Raw genomic sequence first — 16,507 nt, forward strand, 5'->3', positions numbered from 1 at the left:
GAATATTACACAACGGTGACATCGGCGAACGAAATATTACACAGTCTTCACACAAACGCTGTCATCCATGGTGAAAACCGTTCATCACCAATACCCCAGCCACTTCCACCACAAACTCCCAATCACCATCCAAATCAGCAGGTTAATGACACTAAGGACAAAACCGGTTTTCCACCACTCCCCCAGCGTTACATACCCCGAACCAAAAATAATAGGTGCCGTCCCCGTACCATAGTGGGTTAGAGACATCATCAGCGAGGAGGAAAATGCTAGTACCAGACCCAGCAGCGCAGGCGGTGCGCCCAGCGCCAATCCTGCGGCGAAGAACGCGGCGAACATGGCTGTGATGTGCGCGGTAGTACTGGCAAAGAAATAGTGCGAATAGACGTATACCAGCGTCAGCAAAATCATCCCGCCAACCCAGCCCATACCAAGATGAGAAATGGCGCCACCGACCGTTTGGGAGAGCCAACTAATCAGCCCTAATTTTCCCAGATAGGTCGCCATCATCACAAGCGCAGCAAACCACACTACCGTATCCCAAGCGCCTTTGTGCTTAAGCACATCATCCCAACTCAAAACACCGCTGGCCAACAGAATAGACAATCCGATAAATGCTGCGGTGGTTGGATTTACCGCCCAGTCACTCCCCAACAGGAAAGCTGGGATTCCCGCCCACAGGAAAAGCAACAGCGCGAAAACCCCTAGGGTGATTTTTTCCGCCAACGAAATTGGGCCTAGATCGCGCAGTTTATCTTTGGCAAATCGCGGCGCATCTGGCGTACTTTTAATCTCTGGCGGATACAGCCAGTAAACAATTAACGGCATCACCAGCAGAGAAATAATGCCCGGCACCAATGCAGCAATTGCCCACATCGACCATGTCAGCTCAAAGGTCGAATCCGTTCCTTTCAGTAAAAGATTCACAATTAACGGGTTAGGCGCGGTCGCGGTGATAAACATCGCCGACGTTACTGGATTAATGTTGTAGTTCACTAACGATAAATAGCGGCCAATTTTCCCCGTTGATCCCGGTTCAGGCTTTGAGCCAAAACTATCGGCAATCGACTTCATTATGGGGTGGATGATCCCCCCACCGCGCGCGGTGTTACTTGGCGTAACCGGCGCTAACGTTGTTTCAGCAAGCGCCAACGCATAGGCAATTCCCAGCGTTTTTTTGCCAAACAGTGAAATAAAGTAATAACCAATGCGAGCCCCCAGCCCCGTTTTATTGAGGCTCAGGGAGATCATGATGGAAATCCCGATCAACCAAATCAGCTGATTTGAAAAGCCACTGAGCGCATCGTCCAGCGCAGCGGTGGGCTTACCCGGATTGGTGACTTGTGTAACGGCTACCAGCGCAATAGCAATAATGGACACAGCACCAATCGGCATTGCTTTACCAATAATGGCAGCAATAGTGCCCACGAATAGCGCCAGCAAGTGCCATGCATTTGGGCTCACGCCCTCAGGCACAGGGATCACGAACCAGATAATCAATGCGATGGCGATGGAGATCAGCGAAGGTATAGGTTTAAGCGGTGTTAATTTACCCATATTGTCATCAACTCTTCCAAAGTGAGTCGGTATCTCAAAGCGAGACAGGCAAGCGTAGTTAGGTTTTGCACCTTACATCATACGGTTTATAGACTCACTCCGCACGGGCCATGTGCACGCGATTTGGTGTATGACAGTGGTATATCCAGAAACCAGTAAGCACAGTTATCCTCATCTGCGCTTACTGCTCAACTTAACAATGAACCTCCTGAAACAGCAATCGGTCCAAAACATCATCACTACATGCAACATTGTCTACCACTTCACAACGAGAAAGATTGCCATCCAGCTCATATTGAATAAACTCATGGATCTTTTTCATCCGAGGCCCATACTTAGCTTCGCTGGCTTCACATTTTGCATGCAATAATTGCGCTATTTCATCCAATAAATCAGCGTCATCGACAGTGCCAGCCACTAATTGATCGAAACGCATCGGCGGCACACCTTTCCCTGCTTCAATCCAACGCACCGCCAGCAGTGGCCGCAACACGTAGAAGTATTTTTTCAAGCGAACTTCTTCACCTTGCAGATATCCACGAAAGTTTTTCCGCGCCATTGATAAATAGTGATAGCGCCCGCGTAAGCCTGAGAAGTAATCGGGCAACAATGCTCTTAACGCGCTGGTCGCCCTTTCATCATTGCGATAGACAATCGGGGAATCCAGCCATTCCATCAGCGTTGGGTTTGAACGTTTTATCAACCCCAACGTTTTACGTAGCTCCCAGCCACACACGTCTAACTCGTCGTCAATCGGCATTTCGATCACATCACGACCGGGTTCAACTCGCAGATACCATTCTGGCCGATGAACGTAAATAAACCGTACATCATAATCACTGTCCGTTGAAGCAAATCCCCAGCCTCGGCTGCCTGATTCACAGGCGTACAATATGCGTATCTGATGTTCTTCTTCCAACGCACGCAGCGTCTGTTGAATACGCATCCGCATTGCGGCGCTTACGCCGCATGAAGTTCTGAGTTCCATAGGTATCCCTAATCACATTCATCCTTTTACACACACCACCTGACGCAGCGTATGTACAATTTCAACTAACGAAGACTGAGCCGCCATAACCGCATCAATGTCTTTGTACGCCATCGGGATTTCGTCAATAACGTCGCTGTCTTTACGGCACTCAACGTGGGCTGTCGCACGGATCTGATCGGTTAAGGTAAAAAGTTTTTTGGCTGCGGTTCGACTCATTGCACGCCCTGCACCGTGGCTACATGAGCAGAAGCTTTCCTCGTTTCCCAAACCACGCACGATGTAACTTTTCGCGCCCATCGAACCGGGAATAATCCCCATCTCACCTTTTTGCGCTGACACCGCCCCTTTACGCGTTACCAATACCTCTGCACCAAAATGCTGTTCACGCTGCACATAGTTATGGTGACAATTCACGGCTTCTTGAATAGCCGTAAACGGCTTGGGGATCTCTCGCGCTAATGCTTCCAGTACACGCGTCATCATCACTTCACGGTTTTGACGAGCGAAATCCTGCGCCCAACCCACGGCTTCCATATAATCAGAGAAGTGACGGCTCCCTTCTTCGAAATAAGCTAGGTTATGATCGGGCAGGTTGGCGATGTGCTGACGCATATCCTGCTGCGCCAACGTGATAAACAAGTTACCTATCGCATTACCCACGCCACGCGAACCGCTATGCAACATCACCCATACCTGATCCTGTTCATCCAGACACAGCTCAATAAAGTGATTACCTGTACCTAATGTTCCCAGATGCTTATAGCTGTTGGCTCGCAACAAATCAGGGTATTTATCGGTAATACGCTTAAAACCAGACTCGAGCGTTCGCCAATGACGATCAACCAACTCAGGGGCGTTATGCCAAGATCCTTTATCTCGTTTGGTGCGTCCAACGGTACGTCCGACGGTACGTCCGTGTGGTACCGCTTGCTCAATGGCACTACGGATTGCATACAGATGATCGGGCAGATCGCTCGCCGTTAACGACGTTCGCACGGCGATCATTCCACAACCGATATCCACACCCACGGCGGCGGGTATAATTGCCCGTTGGGTTGGGATCACACTCCCAATGGTCGATCCCTTTCCTAGATGAACATCAGGCATCACAGCCAGATGTTTGAAAATAAATGGCATTTTTGCCGTTTTCATCAGCTGCTGATAAGCCTCTTGCTCGACCGGTACGCCCTGAGTCCACATTTTTACCGGTGCAGAATTGGCGGATTCAATCGTCTTATAGCTGGCTTTTTGAATATCTTCGTTTTTAATTATTCTATTGTTCATAACATTACATCCCTTTAATTTGAATAAGTCCGTTTAGTACCTGATCTAATCCGCCAAACACAGATATTTTATCGATACGCTCTGCAACTCTTTCTAACGTTTCTAACTCTTTCAGACGCAGCGCCACTGGGTTGTTCTCCATGACTTTCGCCGTATTTAATAAGGATCGCGTCGCAGAGGTTTCTTCACGACGGCGGATCACGTTAGCCTGAGCCAATTTTTCCGCTTCAACCACTCGCGACAAAATAGTTTTCATATCACCGGGTAAAACAATGTCTTTAACGCCCAGTGATACCACCTCGATGCCATAGCCAACCAGTTTACGCGACACCTGCTCACTCACGATGTCATCGATAATCTGCTTATTCTCCAGCAACTCGTCTAATGTGCGCGTACCCACAGCTTCACGCAGCGCGAACTGCAACTCGCGATAAATGTGATCCATCGGTTTGGCAACCAAAGCGAAAGATTGCAGCACATCGCTGTAGCGCCAGTTAGCGGCTAAATTCAACCGCAGATTCACTTTGTCACGGGTCAATATCTCTTGCCCGCTGATTTCCAACACCTGCAAACGGGTATCAACGATTTCGGCTTCCACCGCATGGTTGAAGCGCCAATATCCACTAATACCAGGGCTTAACAACGCCTGCGTAGTACCATCAATTTTCAATATACCGACATGCCACGCTGGCACCTGCACCAACAACACCCCTTCTCCACCTTTAATCGTACGGTTACGTAATTTCGGTTGATGCAGCGCAGCCACAATCTCTGACGGCACTTCTACATTATTAGCCTCAATTCGTTCGATGCGTTGCTGATTGCCATTCAACCAATAAAGACGACGCGTCCCCGGCGGCAATATTTCCTGCAAAATATCATTTTCATAGCGCAGGCCGATCTCTTGTTCAGATAAATCCACCGCGGTGCAATAGCGTTCAACCCATTCTGGCTGGTAGCTGCGTAAATGTTCGGCCAGTGCGGGCTCTACTCTGTTATCGCTAAGATTAACGACCGTCACTGCCAGCTGATTAGCCCAGTCAAAAAAACGATATTCTCCCGCTTCGAGCACTTTCTGATAATCGCCTTTCTTCGTCAGTAAGCCGATCTGCCCTTTTTGTATCATGATGTTCTTACGCATATTTTTTCTTCCTTGTGATTAATAAGCCCGCTGTCTTAGAAAACGGGCGGTGACGCGAAGCGGATGGGGAGAACTCTCTAGCCGATACTCGCGCTAACAAGACCTTGCCACCTGCCCAGCGTGTTAGCTGGTTTTCTACGACGGTAACCATTAACGGCTTGGCTACACGGGCTGGCACTACAATAAATTTCTAAATTTCCTACCCATCAGGAATATTTGATGTTCTGGGATTCGAACCCAGGTTAACCAGGCCATCTACCGCTGGCAGAACACATCGCAGATAACGCAACTTGGCGTTCTTGATATGCCGGTGGGAGTTTAGAATCCCTACGACCCCAGCAAGTGGCGTTATAAATATTGCCAAGAGCGTGCCATTTTTTAAAAACAGCAAAATTAAAAATTAATCACATGAAAAATAATACATTTATTTTTATCTCTCGCGATATCGCCTTGAAACAAATGCGTGTAAAATTATCTTAGAATATCGTCATTTATAATTTAGGATAAGAAGATGAAGCGCAGAGTCGTTATTGGTGTGCTGGGCACTGTTCTGGATAAGCGCGGTAAACGAGAAAATCGTTGGAATAAATGGCGACCGACGGTAGGGCTATGCCAACAGCCTGATTTACCCATTGACCGGCTCGAACTTCTGTATCAGCCAAGAGATCTCGGCATGGCACAGCAGGTAAGCGATGATATTGCCCAGCTCGGCAGCACTCAGGTTTGCCTGCATCAAGTTAATCTGCACGACCCGTGGGATTTTGAAGAGGTTTATACTGCATTTCTCGACTTTGCCACCCATTATCCTTTCGATACCGATAACGAAGAATATTTAATCCACATCACCACCGGCACCCATGTGGTACAAATTTGCTGGTTCCTGCTCGCAGAAGCCCGCTATTTCCCAGCCAGCCTGCTACAAACCTCGCCAGCCCCTAAAAGCCAAGAGAAAACCGAGGCCACTCCTGCCGGTGTTTACTCCATTATCGATCTTGACCTTAGTCGCTATAGCAAATTAACCAGTCGCTTCCAGCGCGAGCAGCAGGCTTCAATTTCATTTTTGAAATCGGGAATTGCCACTCGTAATGCCACCTTCAATACGCTGATTGATCAGATTGAACGCGTTGCCTTACGTTCAACGGCACCTATTCTGCTGACCGGCCCCACTGGGGCGGGTAAGTCATTTTTGGCCCAGCGTATTTACCAGCTGAGGCAATCACGGCACAAAGTCAGCGGGCGATTTGTGGCCGTAAACTGCGCAACGCTACGCGGGGATAACGCGATGTCGACCTTGTTTGGTCACATCAAAGGGGCATTTACCGGCGCCCTACAGGCGCGTAGCGGCCTGCTGCGAGAAGCCGACGGCGGCGTGCTGTTTTTGGACGAGATCGGAGAGTTGGGACTGGATGAACAGGCCATGTTGCTCAAAGCAATTGAAGAAAAAAGGTTTTTACCTTTTGGCTCAGATAAAGAAGTTTCCAGCGATTTTCAGCTCATTGCAGGAACCCATCGCGATATGCGGCAATGGGTCAAGCAGGGACGTTTTCGCGAGGATTTATATGCGCGTATCAATATGTGGACTTTTCCCCTCCCCAGCTTAGCGCAGCGGCGAGAAGATATAGAACCGAATCTGGATTTTGAACTCAACCGTTACGCCCAAGAACAGCAAGCACAGGTGCGTTTCAATAAAGAAGCTCGTCAACGCTATCTGCAATTTGCCTGTTCCGAGCAGGCGGAATGGCGAGGAAATTTCCGTGAGCTAGCGGCTTCGATCACCCGCATGGCAACGCTTGCGGATACAGGCCGTATTGATGACGAACTGGTACAAGAAGAAATCACCCGGCTACAGCAAAACTGGCAAAAAGATCAGCCGGAAATTTTACCCGGTCTTCCCGAATTGGATCTGTTCGACCGCAGCCAATTAGCCAGCGTGATCAGCGTCTGCCGCTCGTCAGACAGCTTATCCGAGGCAGGACGTAAGCTATTTGCCGTATCACGCCAATTGAAAAAACAGCCCAATGACGCCGATCGTCTACGTAAATATCTGGCACGTTTTGGGCTGAGCTGGGAGAGTATCAAAGGAGAACAAATGCCCTAGGGCACATCTCGCACTCGCGAGCACAAAACCAAGGCCACTATCGCCAGCGCTGTCGCTAGCCAATATACCGCGTAGTGGCCTAATGTTTCAGCCAGCGCGCCTTGTAATACCCCGGCCATAATCACACCGGTCGAAATACTGTTAGTGAATAGCGTCGTCGCACTGCCCGCTCGTCCTGGCATTAAATCTTGAAAATAGAGCATGCCGATACCGGCAATAATTCCGATGAACACCGCGTTAAATAACTGCAACACCATCAATGCCAATTTGAATTTAAACAGCACCAAACCGGCATAAAATAAGATCCCAGCGGCAACCGCAAACAGCATCATGTTACGTTTACCAAAACGTTTGACGTAGTAACCCGCAAGAATCATCGCGGGAATCTCTAAACCGGCAGCGGTGCCCATCAAGAGCCCTGCCAAATTTTCAGGTAGACCAAGATCCTGCGTGATATACAGCGGCATATCAATGATATACATGGTATTGCAGGTCCACATCAGCATGGATGAGATAAACAGCATCACCACGTTTTTGTCGCCAAACGCATTAGTGGGAATAACGACGGCTTCACCCGTGGTTTCTGTGCGGGGCATTGATGGCAACATAAAGGCCACCAGCACAATCGCGAGAATAAACACGGCGGCGGCAATCAAATACATAAAAGTGAAGCCGTAATTCAGCGCCAGCATGAATGAGAGCGGCGGCCCAATCACCCATGCCAAAGAGAGCTGTGCTCGCATCACCGAACTAAACATCACAACTTCGCTGGCTGAACGGTCGGCATATTCACGCGCTAAGGCAAAAATCTGCGGCATTCCCGTATTCGCCAGCGCAGCCAAGAAAACGCCTGCGGAGATCAGCAACAGATAGCTGCGACAAAACGCAAACAACAGACAGTTTCCCACCGCCATTGCACAACAAAACATGATCAGTTTGCGACGATCGCCCTGTCGGTCGGAACGTTTCGCTAGCAAGAAACTCACAGCAATCCCGACAATCGCATTCACCGTATAAAAGAGGCCAACCCAAAGGGGACGCACCTTCACTTCGGTCGTTAAAAATAAACTTAACGTAGGAGCCTGAAGCGCTCCCGCAATTCCGGTTAAGAATGCGACGATCAAAAACGCGGCATAGATGGGATTAATTCGGCGGCGAGCAGTCAACAAAGAGGTCATCCTAATTTCCTAAGCTGGCATTATCAAATACGGCTGGCAGTACGATAACAGAAAAAAACCAGCAGGCAGACCTGCTGGTCGGTGAAAGGCACCATTACTCAGAAACACTCTTTGATGTCGGAGAGACAAATGATTACTCACCTCTTTCTCTTTCATCTGCTGAAATTATCTGCGTAATATAGGGAAAGAAAAATTGATAGCTTTACCTAAAAAGGTTCCTCTTTTATGGCGACGTCGCGTTTACAACATCAATTCATCCGCTTATGGCAAAGTTTTCAAGGCAAATCAGCGGAAACCACGCTAGCCGATCTGGCGGAGACGCTCAGTTGCTCGCGTCGTCATGTGCGAACCTTACTCAATGCCATGCAGCAACAAGGATGGTTACATTGGCAGGCCGAGTCTGGACGAGGTAAGCGCTCCACACTCACTTTCCAATCAACGGGCCTTCAGGTACAGCAGCTACGCGCCGAAGAACTGTTAGACCAAGATCACATCGAGCAGTTAGTACAACTGGTTGGCGACCGCAGTTCAGTGCGCCAAATGCTGCTCTCTCAGCTAGGACGCAGCTTCCGTCAGGGTAAGCATATCCTGCGTATTCTTTACTATCGCCCGCTGTTTAATTTGCTCCCTGGAACGCCAATGCGTCGCTCCGAAACCCATTTGGCCCGACAGATATTTAGCGGCCTCACTCAGCTAAATGAGGAAAATGGGGAACTCGAACCCGATCTAGCGCATCATTGGCAGGCTTTAACGCCGCTGCATTGGCGCTTTTACCTACGCCCCGCGATTCGTTTTCATAACGGACGCGAGCTAGAAATGGCCGACGTGATCCACTCTCTTGAGCGACTGCGGGAACAACCGCTGTTTTCACACCTGAAAAGCATTACCTCCCCGAATCCGTACGTCATTGATATTCAAATTAGTACGCCAGATGAGTGGCTACCGTGGCTACTCGGCAGCGTCAACGCCATGATTCTACCGCGCGAATGGAAATCACTGCCCAATTTTACTCGCTCCCCCATCGGGACGGGGCCCTATCAGGTGGTACGTAATACCCAGACTCAGCTTAAAATTCGTGCCTATGACGACTACTTTGGTTTTCGCGCGCTAATCGATGAGGTCAATATCTGGGTGTTGCCCGAAATCTCTGAAGAACTGGTGCACGCAGGCGTACAGCTACAGTCCGATGAAACCGGAAAAGATGAATTAGAAAGTCGTTTGGAAGAGGGCTGTTATTTCATGCTGTTCGATCAGCGCTCAGCAATCACCTCCGACCCCGCAGTGCGTGAATGGCTGTGTCAGGTCATCAACCCTATCGCGTTGCTGAATAAAGCGAGCAAGATCCATCAACGCTACTGGTCGCCTGCCTATGGCATTTTGCCTCGCTGGCACCATAACCTACTGATTAGCGATAACGAAAAACCCGCCCATCTGACCCACCTCACGCTGACGGTGTACACCAAGCACTCGGAGTTTCACGCGATATTCTTGGCACTAAAACCGCTGCTTGCGGATTATGGCGTTGAGCTCACGATGCAAGAAATCAGCTATAGCCGCTGGTATGAAGGCGATGCAAAAAGCGATCTGTGGCTGGGTAGTGCTAACTTTTACATGCCGCTCGAATTCTCGATTTTTTCGATGATGTATGAATTGCCTCTGCTACAGCACTGCCTGAGTGGTGATTTACAGCAAGATGCCAGCCGGTGGCGCAACAACGCGCTGCCGATGGCTGAATGGAGCCAACGCCTAGTGCAAGAGCATCAGCTTCACCCCCTATTCCATCACTGGCTCAAACTCCACGGGCAGCACAGCATGCGCGGAGTCCGGATGAACACACTAGGCTGGTTCGACTTCAAATCCGCATGGTTTGCGCCTCCGTCTCAATCCAACGAAGACGATATTCACGAATTAACCGTTTCAACCGGCTGTGAAAAACCTCGATAACGTTATTAATCCTTTCTAATAACACATGCTCTCTTTACAATAACGCGCTGTTCTCAACGGGGTGCAGAAAACAGAGTTGGATCGGCGATCTAAAAAACGCCGTGAGCAAGCGTTCAGCCGATGGAGGCCGGAGCGGAGTAACCGCAGCATACATTAGTATGTGAGGATTACGAGCACCGCACGACATCGGATCAACGCGGGCGCAACCAGTTTTTTGCTGAGAGAAACCCGTCGAACCTGATCCGGATAATACCGGCGGAGGGATTTGAGAGCGTATCCACGCTTGCTCAAAGACCTTTGCGACCTGACTTAACTCACGGAGTGCAAAGTGTTGAAACTAATAATTCCTGCCTTGATGCTGATATCGACGGCCTTTGCGGCGCATAGCGCTGCTGATAAACCGGTTCTAACGGTTTATACCTATGACTCTTTTGCTGCGGAATGGGGGCCTGGCCCGAAAGTTAAAGCGGCTTTTGAAAAAGAGTGCGGCTGCGAGCTGAAATTTGTGGCGCTAGAAGACGGCGTTTCAGTGTTAAACCGCATTCGTATGGAAGGCCGAAAGAGCAGTGCTGACGTGGTGTTGGGGCTAGATAATAACTTGGTGCAGGCGGCGGAAAAAACGGGGCTGTTCGTACCTAGCAAGGTTGATACGCAGGCACTGACTGTCCCTGGCGGCTGGCAGAATGATACATTTGTACCTTACGACTACGGCTATTTTGCCTTCGTTTACAACAAAAACACATTGAAAAATCCGCCAACTAGCCTGAAGCAACTGATAGAAAGTCCTGAAAAATGGAAAGTGATTTATCAGGATCCACGCACCAGTACACCCGGTCTTGGCCTGATGCTGTGGATGCAAAAGGTGTATGGCGACCAAGCGCCACAGGCGTGGCAAAAATTAGCGCAAAAAACCGTGACGGTCACCAAGGGGTGGAGCGAAGCGTATGGTCTATTCCTTAAAGGCGAAGCCGATTTGGTCTTGAGTTACACCACATCGCCGGCGTATCACATCATCGAAGAAAAAAAAGATAACTACGCCGCCGCTGAATTTAGCGAAGGACACTATCTGCAGGTAGAAGTTGCAGCGCAGCTTGCGGGCAGCAAACAGCCAGAACTGGCACATAAATTTATGCAGTTCATCACAACACCGGCATTCCAGAATGAAATGCCCACTGGAAACTGGATGTATCCCGTTATCCAAACGACGCTTCCACAGGGTTTTGAACAGTTAAGCGTCCCCGCTAAGGCTCTCGAATTCACCCCAGCCGAAGTCGCTCAAAACCGCGCAACATGGATCCGCTCATGGCAAGCCGCCGTCAGCCGTTAATTCCATTCTGGTTACTCCCTGGACTGTTCTCCGCCATTGCCATTATTGCTGTGGCGACGGCAGCGTTTAGCTCACTCTGGCGTCACGCTCCGGAGTCGGATTGGCTGAGCCTGTGGCAAGACGACTACCTGTGGCATGTCGTGCGTTTTACTTTTTGGCAGGCGTTTCTGTCCGCCATTTGCTCTGTGTTCCCTGCCATCTTGCTCGCACGGGCGTTGTTCCGTCGCCGATTCATCGGCAGGCAGCTATTGCTGCGGCTATGTGCCATGACGCTGGTGCTACCGGTACTGGTCGCGGTCTTCGGTATCCTCAGTGTTTATGGTAGGCAAGGCTGGCTGGCGCAAATTTGCCAGTGGTTGGGGGTTGATTACGCATTCTCGCCTTATGGTTTACAGGGCATTTTGCTTGCGCATATCTTCTTTAACCTACCGTTGGCGGCACGCTTATTACTGCAAGCGCTGGAGAATATCCCCACAGAGCAACGCCAACTCGCCGCTCAACTCGGCATGAGCAGTTGGCAGCAGTTTCGTTTTGTTGAGTGGCCCTATCTGCGCCGCCAAATCCTGCCCGCTGGCGCGCTCATCTTTATGTTATGTTTCGCCAGCTTTGCCACCGTGCTTTCTCTTGGCGGGGGCCCACAGGCGACGACTATCGAACTCGCTATCTATCAGGCCTTAAGCTACGACTACGACCTCAGCCGCGCTGCGCTTTTAGCCATGCTGCAGCTGTTCTGCTGTTTAGGCTTAGTGTTGTTGAGCCAAAAACTCAGCGGTATTCTGCCTGTCGGCCATACACGAGCCATCAAGTGGCGCAATCCGCAAGACTCGCTCTTCGCTCGCTGGGTCGACGGTGGCGTGATTTTATGCGCTCTGCTGCTTATTCTGCCTCCGCTGTTTGCCGTGGTTGCTGATGGTCTAAATCAGGCGGTTAACCGCGTTTTAGTCCAGCCTATTTTGTGGCAGGCCACGCTTACATCGTTAAAAATTGCGCTCGGCGCTGGTTTGCTGGCCGTGTTGCTAACCATGATGTTGTTGTGGAGCAGTCGTGAACTGTTGCTGCGCCAGCGACGCTGGCTGGGGCAAGGCATGGAGTTAACCGGAATGCTAATTTTAGCAATGCCGGGCATTGTGCTCGCCACCGGCTTCTTTTTGCTACTCACTGATACCATTGGCATTCCACAATCCGCCTACGGATTAGTGATTCTGACCAATGCCCTTATGGCCATCCCGTACGCGCTTAAAGTGCTAGAAAATCCAATGCGCGATCTGGCTGAGCGTTATAATCCGCTGTGTCTATCGCTGCGCATTCAAGGCATTAACCGACTTAGGCTGATTGAGCTACGCGCGCTTAAGCGCCCACTGTCGCAAGCCATGGCGTTCGCCTGCGTTCTGTCCTTGGGGGATTTTGGCGTAGTAGCGCTGTTTGGCAATGAGCAATTCCGTACGCTGCCGTTCTATCTTTATCAGCAAATCGGTGCTTATCGCAGCCAAGATGGTGCAGTCACCGCGCTGTTATTGCTGATTTTGTGTTTCTTACTTTTCACTCTGCTGGAACGCCTTCCTGGGCGGGATAAATCATGATTACGCTGAACGATCTCACTTATATCTATGAGCATCAGCCGATGCGTTTTTCACTCGATATTTCTGCGGGAGAGCGGATTGCCATATTGGGGCCAAGCGGCGCAGGTAAAAGCACCCTGCTGGCGTTAATTGCGGGTTTTCTCATGGCAGACAAAGGCACGGTGATGCTTGATGGTATCAATCACACCAACACACCGCCCTCTAAGCGCCCCGTATCTATGTTATTTCAAGAGAATAATCTGTTCTCTCATCTGAGTATTGAGCAAAATTTAGGATTAGGGCTTGATGCGGGATTACGTTTGAACCGCGCTCAAAAACAGCGCTTACATGAAATTGCGCAGCGGGTCGGAATTATCGATTGTTTACCCCGATTGCCGTCGCAGCTTTCTGGTGGACAGCGTCAACGGGCAGCTCTGGCGCGCTGTCTGCTGCGTGATCAGCCCATTTTGCTGCTCGATGAACCCTTCTCCGCGCTCGATCCGGCGCTACGTGGTGAGATGCTGCAACTTTTGGAACAGGTGTGTTCAGAGCAAAACCTCACTCTGCTGATGGTTTCGCACAACCTAGATGATGCCGCGCGTATTGCGTCGCGCACGTTGCTGATCGCCGATGGACGATTCGCCTACGACGGCAGCACCCAAGATTTGCTCAATGGAAAAGATCCGCTGGCTGCGGCGCTATTAGGACGTTAAATCTACATCATTCATATGCTGAGAAGATGATAAATGCGTCAACTTACGCAATCTATTTTCAGCGTATCATTTATTTCCTTTATTATTTTTTATAAGTTTTATTATTTTAATAATTATTATCCCCTCTTGTTCTAATTTAGACCTTTACACCATGCTACAATTGACACTAAATACATTATTTTATAAATGGAAGATAGGAAGATATGGAAATTTTATATAAATGGAAAAAGCTAGCACTGTGCATACTGCTGGCAAGCACCACAACCCTTACAGCCTGTGATGATAATAAAAGCACCCAGACTGCGACATCAGAGAACGCCACACAGAAACAGGATAGAGATAAAGAGCAACACGAAATAGCTAAATACAATGCTTATATTGATGTTGCTAATGCTGTTTTCGTTACCGATGGTTTCTCCGGTGATTTTGAGAAGCAGATGCAATTCATCAACGACAATATTGAAAATAAAAAACCGCTAAAAAATTACTTCGCAGTCAGTGACAGTAATATTCAAGGCAAGAAAAAAGGGTTGGTGCGCGCCCTAAAAATGGAAGGGAATCTCGCCGAACTGGACGTTGCGGCTGAAAAATACCTGCAAGCACTCAAAGTGCTCGAACCACTGAATAAAGAACTATCCATGTATGGAAGCACTAACGAATATCTTTCAGACGGTGGAAAGCTATTTATGGAGAAAGAACCCGCATTGTTTGAACAACTCAGAAAAGTTCTGCTGGCTGAGAGTGAGTTTGAATTGCAAATACAGTTACTCGATGAGGAAAATATAAAGCGGACGTTTGATAGCGCTAAAAAAGAATCATTGGAATATTATAAAATAGGCGTTATTTACTACGGAAAACTCATTAGCAGAGAAGTAAAAGAAACTATTTCTCAAACGGATAATACCGGCCTCGCCAAACTGGATGAAAATATCAACTCGATGAACACGCTGGTTAAAGGCTATGACAAAACTAAAACCGTTACCGGCGGTACCTGTCTGAGTAGCATGACTTTATTTTTAGCCTCAGCGCGCACTATTAGCAATGAACTGAAACATGATAGAACAGAATACACCACGGTTCCTCCAGTTGCCTTCCCTGGTATGGCAAGTATGCAAGGAGGTTCCCCTGCTCAGCGGGAAGCAAACGTGATGAATGATAATTTATCTTCTGTCATCGATAGCTTTAACACTGACGGATGTTAACCCCAAGCGTTCATAACAAAACCGAGAAAGTTTAAATATCAAGGGCTGGTATCAGCCAGCCCTTAAACTAAAACTGCACCACCTTCCACAACAGCGAACGATAAATGGGCATGAGGGGATGGTTGTGCATAAAGACAAAACTCACCGCAGCCAAACCCCACATGACCACGGTAGCGATGCGCAGACGCAGCGGTGTTAACCACTGAGAGAGTTTATCCGCCGAGCGTTTCCCTTCTCGCCACCAGCGCCAACTTAGCCAGCCGGCAATCCAAATCGATACCACAACTAACGCGAGTAGCACTTTGAATAGCGTACTACCGCTACCGGCGGGGATATCAATCGCCACTCCCGCCAGAATGCCAGGAAAGAAATAAACCGGCGGCCACGTAATACAGCCAATGATATTGGGTGGAATAAATTTGCGCGGTGGGAGCGCCAACATTCCCGCCACCATCGGCACCACGGGACGAGTAGGGCCAACGAAGCGTCCAATCAGCACGGTAATCATGCTATGACGATGCAGCGCATGTTCAGTTCTATCCAGCAGCGCTTTGTTTTTCTTGATAAACGACCAGCGATGTAACGGATCTTTAAAGGCGCGTCCAATAAAATATGAAATCCAATCACCAGCAAAACAGGCCAAAATCCCCACGCCCCAAGCATAATAAAAATTCACCTGTCCGCTACCGATCAACGCACCTAGCGTCGCCATCATGACCGTTCCCGGCAAAAGCAGCCCCACCAGCGCCAAAGACTCTAAAAACGCCACTAAAAATACGGCGATCAATGAGTAGGCCACTGACTGAGTCACCAAGTGTTGCAGGTATGCTTCCATAATTCTTCCACCGGAAATAATGAGCCAGCGATTTTGCGTAGCCCCCTCTTTGTCGTCAACACCTCATTGAGGGGATAAACGTTTATTTACAAATGAGTAACTTAATGAGTATAGGTAATGGTGGGGATTTCGACTGAATGCCGATTATGAAGCGACCGTGTCATATTTCGTTCGCTGATGTCACCGTTGTGTAATATTCCGCCCGCCTGTTCATACCGAGCGTCATTGATACACTGATGAAGGCGTACGGGCAGAGACCACCAGCGCGTGTTCATTGATACATCCGTGAAGGCGTACGGGCAGAGACCACCAGCGCGTGGTCTCTGCACTCGCGCGCTTTTATCCGAGACGCCATCTCCGCTCCGGTTTGGTATCGCCCATCCAGGGCGCCCCAAACTCCGTCACGACATCCCTGTCGTGCCGGCTCTACCTACCAAGACCTAAACAAAGACAAACAATATTGTTTTGTCTTTTCGTGTTAGATAAAACGCATGATAGAACCGCCATCAGGGAAGATGGCGGTAGGTCGAGGGCGTACAGGATGTGCGCTCCGAGACCGGTCGGCCAAGCGACGCGGTAAAAAAGCGCGAGAGTCGAGAGGTTACGCGCTGGTAACCTCTCGTCGGATGCCTACGCCAGCCGTGTCATGGAAACACAAATGCTGACGGGCGGACGAAA

12 protein-coding genes and 1 riboswitch are annotated in these 16,507 nt (G+C 49.4%); of the genes, 6 read left to right on the top strand and 6 right to left on the bottom strand.

Going from position 1 to position 16,507, the window contains the following annotated elements; translation table 11 throughout:
* Positions 1 to 84 precede the first annotated feature (84 nt).
* The 4 genes from HMPREF3091_RS02825 to HMPREF3091_RS02840 all read right to left on the bottom strand — a co-directional run bounded on the left by HMPREF3091_RS02825 (position 85) and on the right by HMPREF3091_RS02840 (position 4,973).
* Positions 85 to 1,557: a DASS family sodium-coupled anion symporter gene (locus HMPREF3091_RS02825; RefSeq protein ID WP_070714064.1), complete on the bottom strand. Its 1,473-nt coding sequence runs from the start codon at positions 1,555 to 1,557 to the stop codon at positions 85 to 87.
* 193 nt (positions 1,558 to 1,750) lie between these two features.
* The gene (locus HMPREF3091_RS02830; protein WP_035503743.1) at positions 1,751 to 2,545 is read right to left on the bottom strand and encodes a nucleotidyltransferase domain-containing protein; all 795 of its coding nucleotides are present in this window, start codon (positions 2,543 to 2,545) and stop codon (positions 1,751 to 1,753) included.
* 18 nt (positions 2,546 to 2,563) lie between these two features.
* A complete protein-coding gene (locus HMPREF3091_RS02835) occupies positions 2,564 to 3,748 on the bottom strand; it encodes an RtcB family protein (RefSeq protein ID WP_371328672.1) in 1,185 nt (394 codons plus the stop codon).
* Between the two features lie 88 nt (positions 3,749 to 3,836).
* Positions 3,837 to 4,973 carry a slipin family protein gene (locus tag HMPREF3091_RS02840; protein ID WP_070714073.1) on the bottom strand — a complete coding sequence of 379 codons (1,137 nt, stop codon included), beginning with the start codon at positions 4,971 to 4,973 and terminating at the stop codon, positions 3,837 to 3,839.
* Between the two features lie 511 nt (positions 4,974 to 5,484).
* Between HMPREF3091_RS02840 and rtcR the strand changes: the two genes are divergently transcribed.
* Positions 5,485 to 7,071: an RNA repair transcriptional activator RtcR gene (gene rtcR, locus HMPREF3091_RS02845; protein WP_070714075.1), complete on the top strand. Its 1,587-nt coding sequence runs from the start codon at positions 5,485 to 5,487 to the stop codon at positions 7,069 to 7,071.
* Here the strand turns inward: rtcR and HMPREF3091_RS02850 are convergent.
* Entirely contained in the window at positions 7,068 to 8,249 is a 1,182-nt protein-coding gene (locus HMPREF3091_RS02850; RefSeq protein ID WP_004094597.1) for a sugar efflux transporter, read from the bottom strand. The genes rtcR and HMPREF3091_RS02850 overlap by 4 nt on opposite strands.
* 225 nt (positions 8,250 to 8,474) lie before the next feature.
* Between HMPREF3091_RS02850 and sgrR the strand changes: the two genes are divergently transcribed.
* The 5 genes from sgrR to HMPREF3091_RS02875 all read left to right on the top strand — a co-directional run bounded on the left by sgrR (position 8,475) and on the right by HMPREF3091_RS02875 (position 14,994).
* The gene (sgrR, locus tag HMPREF3091_RS02855; protein WP_070714077.1) at positions 8,475 to 10,193 is read left to right on the top strand and encodes an HTH-type transcriptional regulator SgrR; all 1,719 of its coding nucleotides are present in this window, start codon (positions 8,475 to 8,477) and stop codon (positions 10,191 to 10,193) included.
* A 186-nt stretch (positions 10,194 to 10,379) separates the two neighbouring features.
* A riboswitch (TPP riboswitch) is annotated at positions 10,380 to 10,474 on the top strand.
* A gap of 47 nt (positions 10,475 to 10,521) precedes the next feature.
* Complete coding sequence (thiB, locus tag HMPREF3091_RS02860) at positions 10,522 to 11,520, top strand: thiamine ABC transporter substrate binding subunit (RefSeq protein WP_070714079.1); 999 nt, start codon at positions 10,522 to 10,524, stop codon at positions 11,518 to 11,520.
* On the top strand, positions 11,496 to 13,100 hold the full coding sequence (gene thiP / locus HMPREF3091_RS02865) for a thiamine/thiamine pyrophosphate ABC transporter permease ThiP (protein WP_070714086.1): 1,605 nt from the start codon (positions 11,496 to 11,498) through the stop codon (positions 13,098 to 13,100). The genes thiB and thiP overlap by 25 nt, the downstream gene beginning before the upstream one ends.
* Positions 13,097 to 13,792, top strand: a complete 696-nt coding sequence (thiQ, locus tag HMPREF3091_RS02870; protein WP_070714087.1) for a thiamine ABC transporter ATP-binding protein ThiQ — start codon at positions 13,097 to 13,099, stop codon at positions 13,790 to 13,792. Before thiP ends, thiQ begins: the two co-directional genes overlap by 4 nt.
* 203 nt (positions 13,793 to 13,995) lie before the next feature.
* Positions 13,996 to 14,994: a DUF3829 domain-containing protein gene (locus HMPREF3091_RS02875; RefSeq protein WP_070714089.1), complete on the top strand. Its 999-nt coding sequence runs from the start codon at positions 13,996 to 13,998 to the stop codon at positions 14,992 to 14,994.
* A gap of 67 nt (positions 14,995 to 15,061) precedes the next feature.
* On the opposite strand, the gene HMPREF3091_RS02880 is transcribed toward HMPREF3091_RS02875, so the two are convergent.
* A complete protein-coding gene (locus HMPREF3091_RS02880; RefSeq protein WP_004094613.1) occupies positions 15,062 to 15,829 on the bottom strand; it encodes a DedA family protein in 768 nt (255 codons plus the stop codon).
* Positions 15,830 to 16,507 lie beyond the last annotated feature (678 nt).

This window comes from Hafnia sp. HMSC23F03 (assembly GCF_001816025.1).
In the GTDB taxonomy this organism is placed as follows: Bacteria; Pseudomonadota; Gammaproteobacteria; order Enterobacterales; family Enterobacteriaceae; genus Hafnia; species Hafnia paralvei.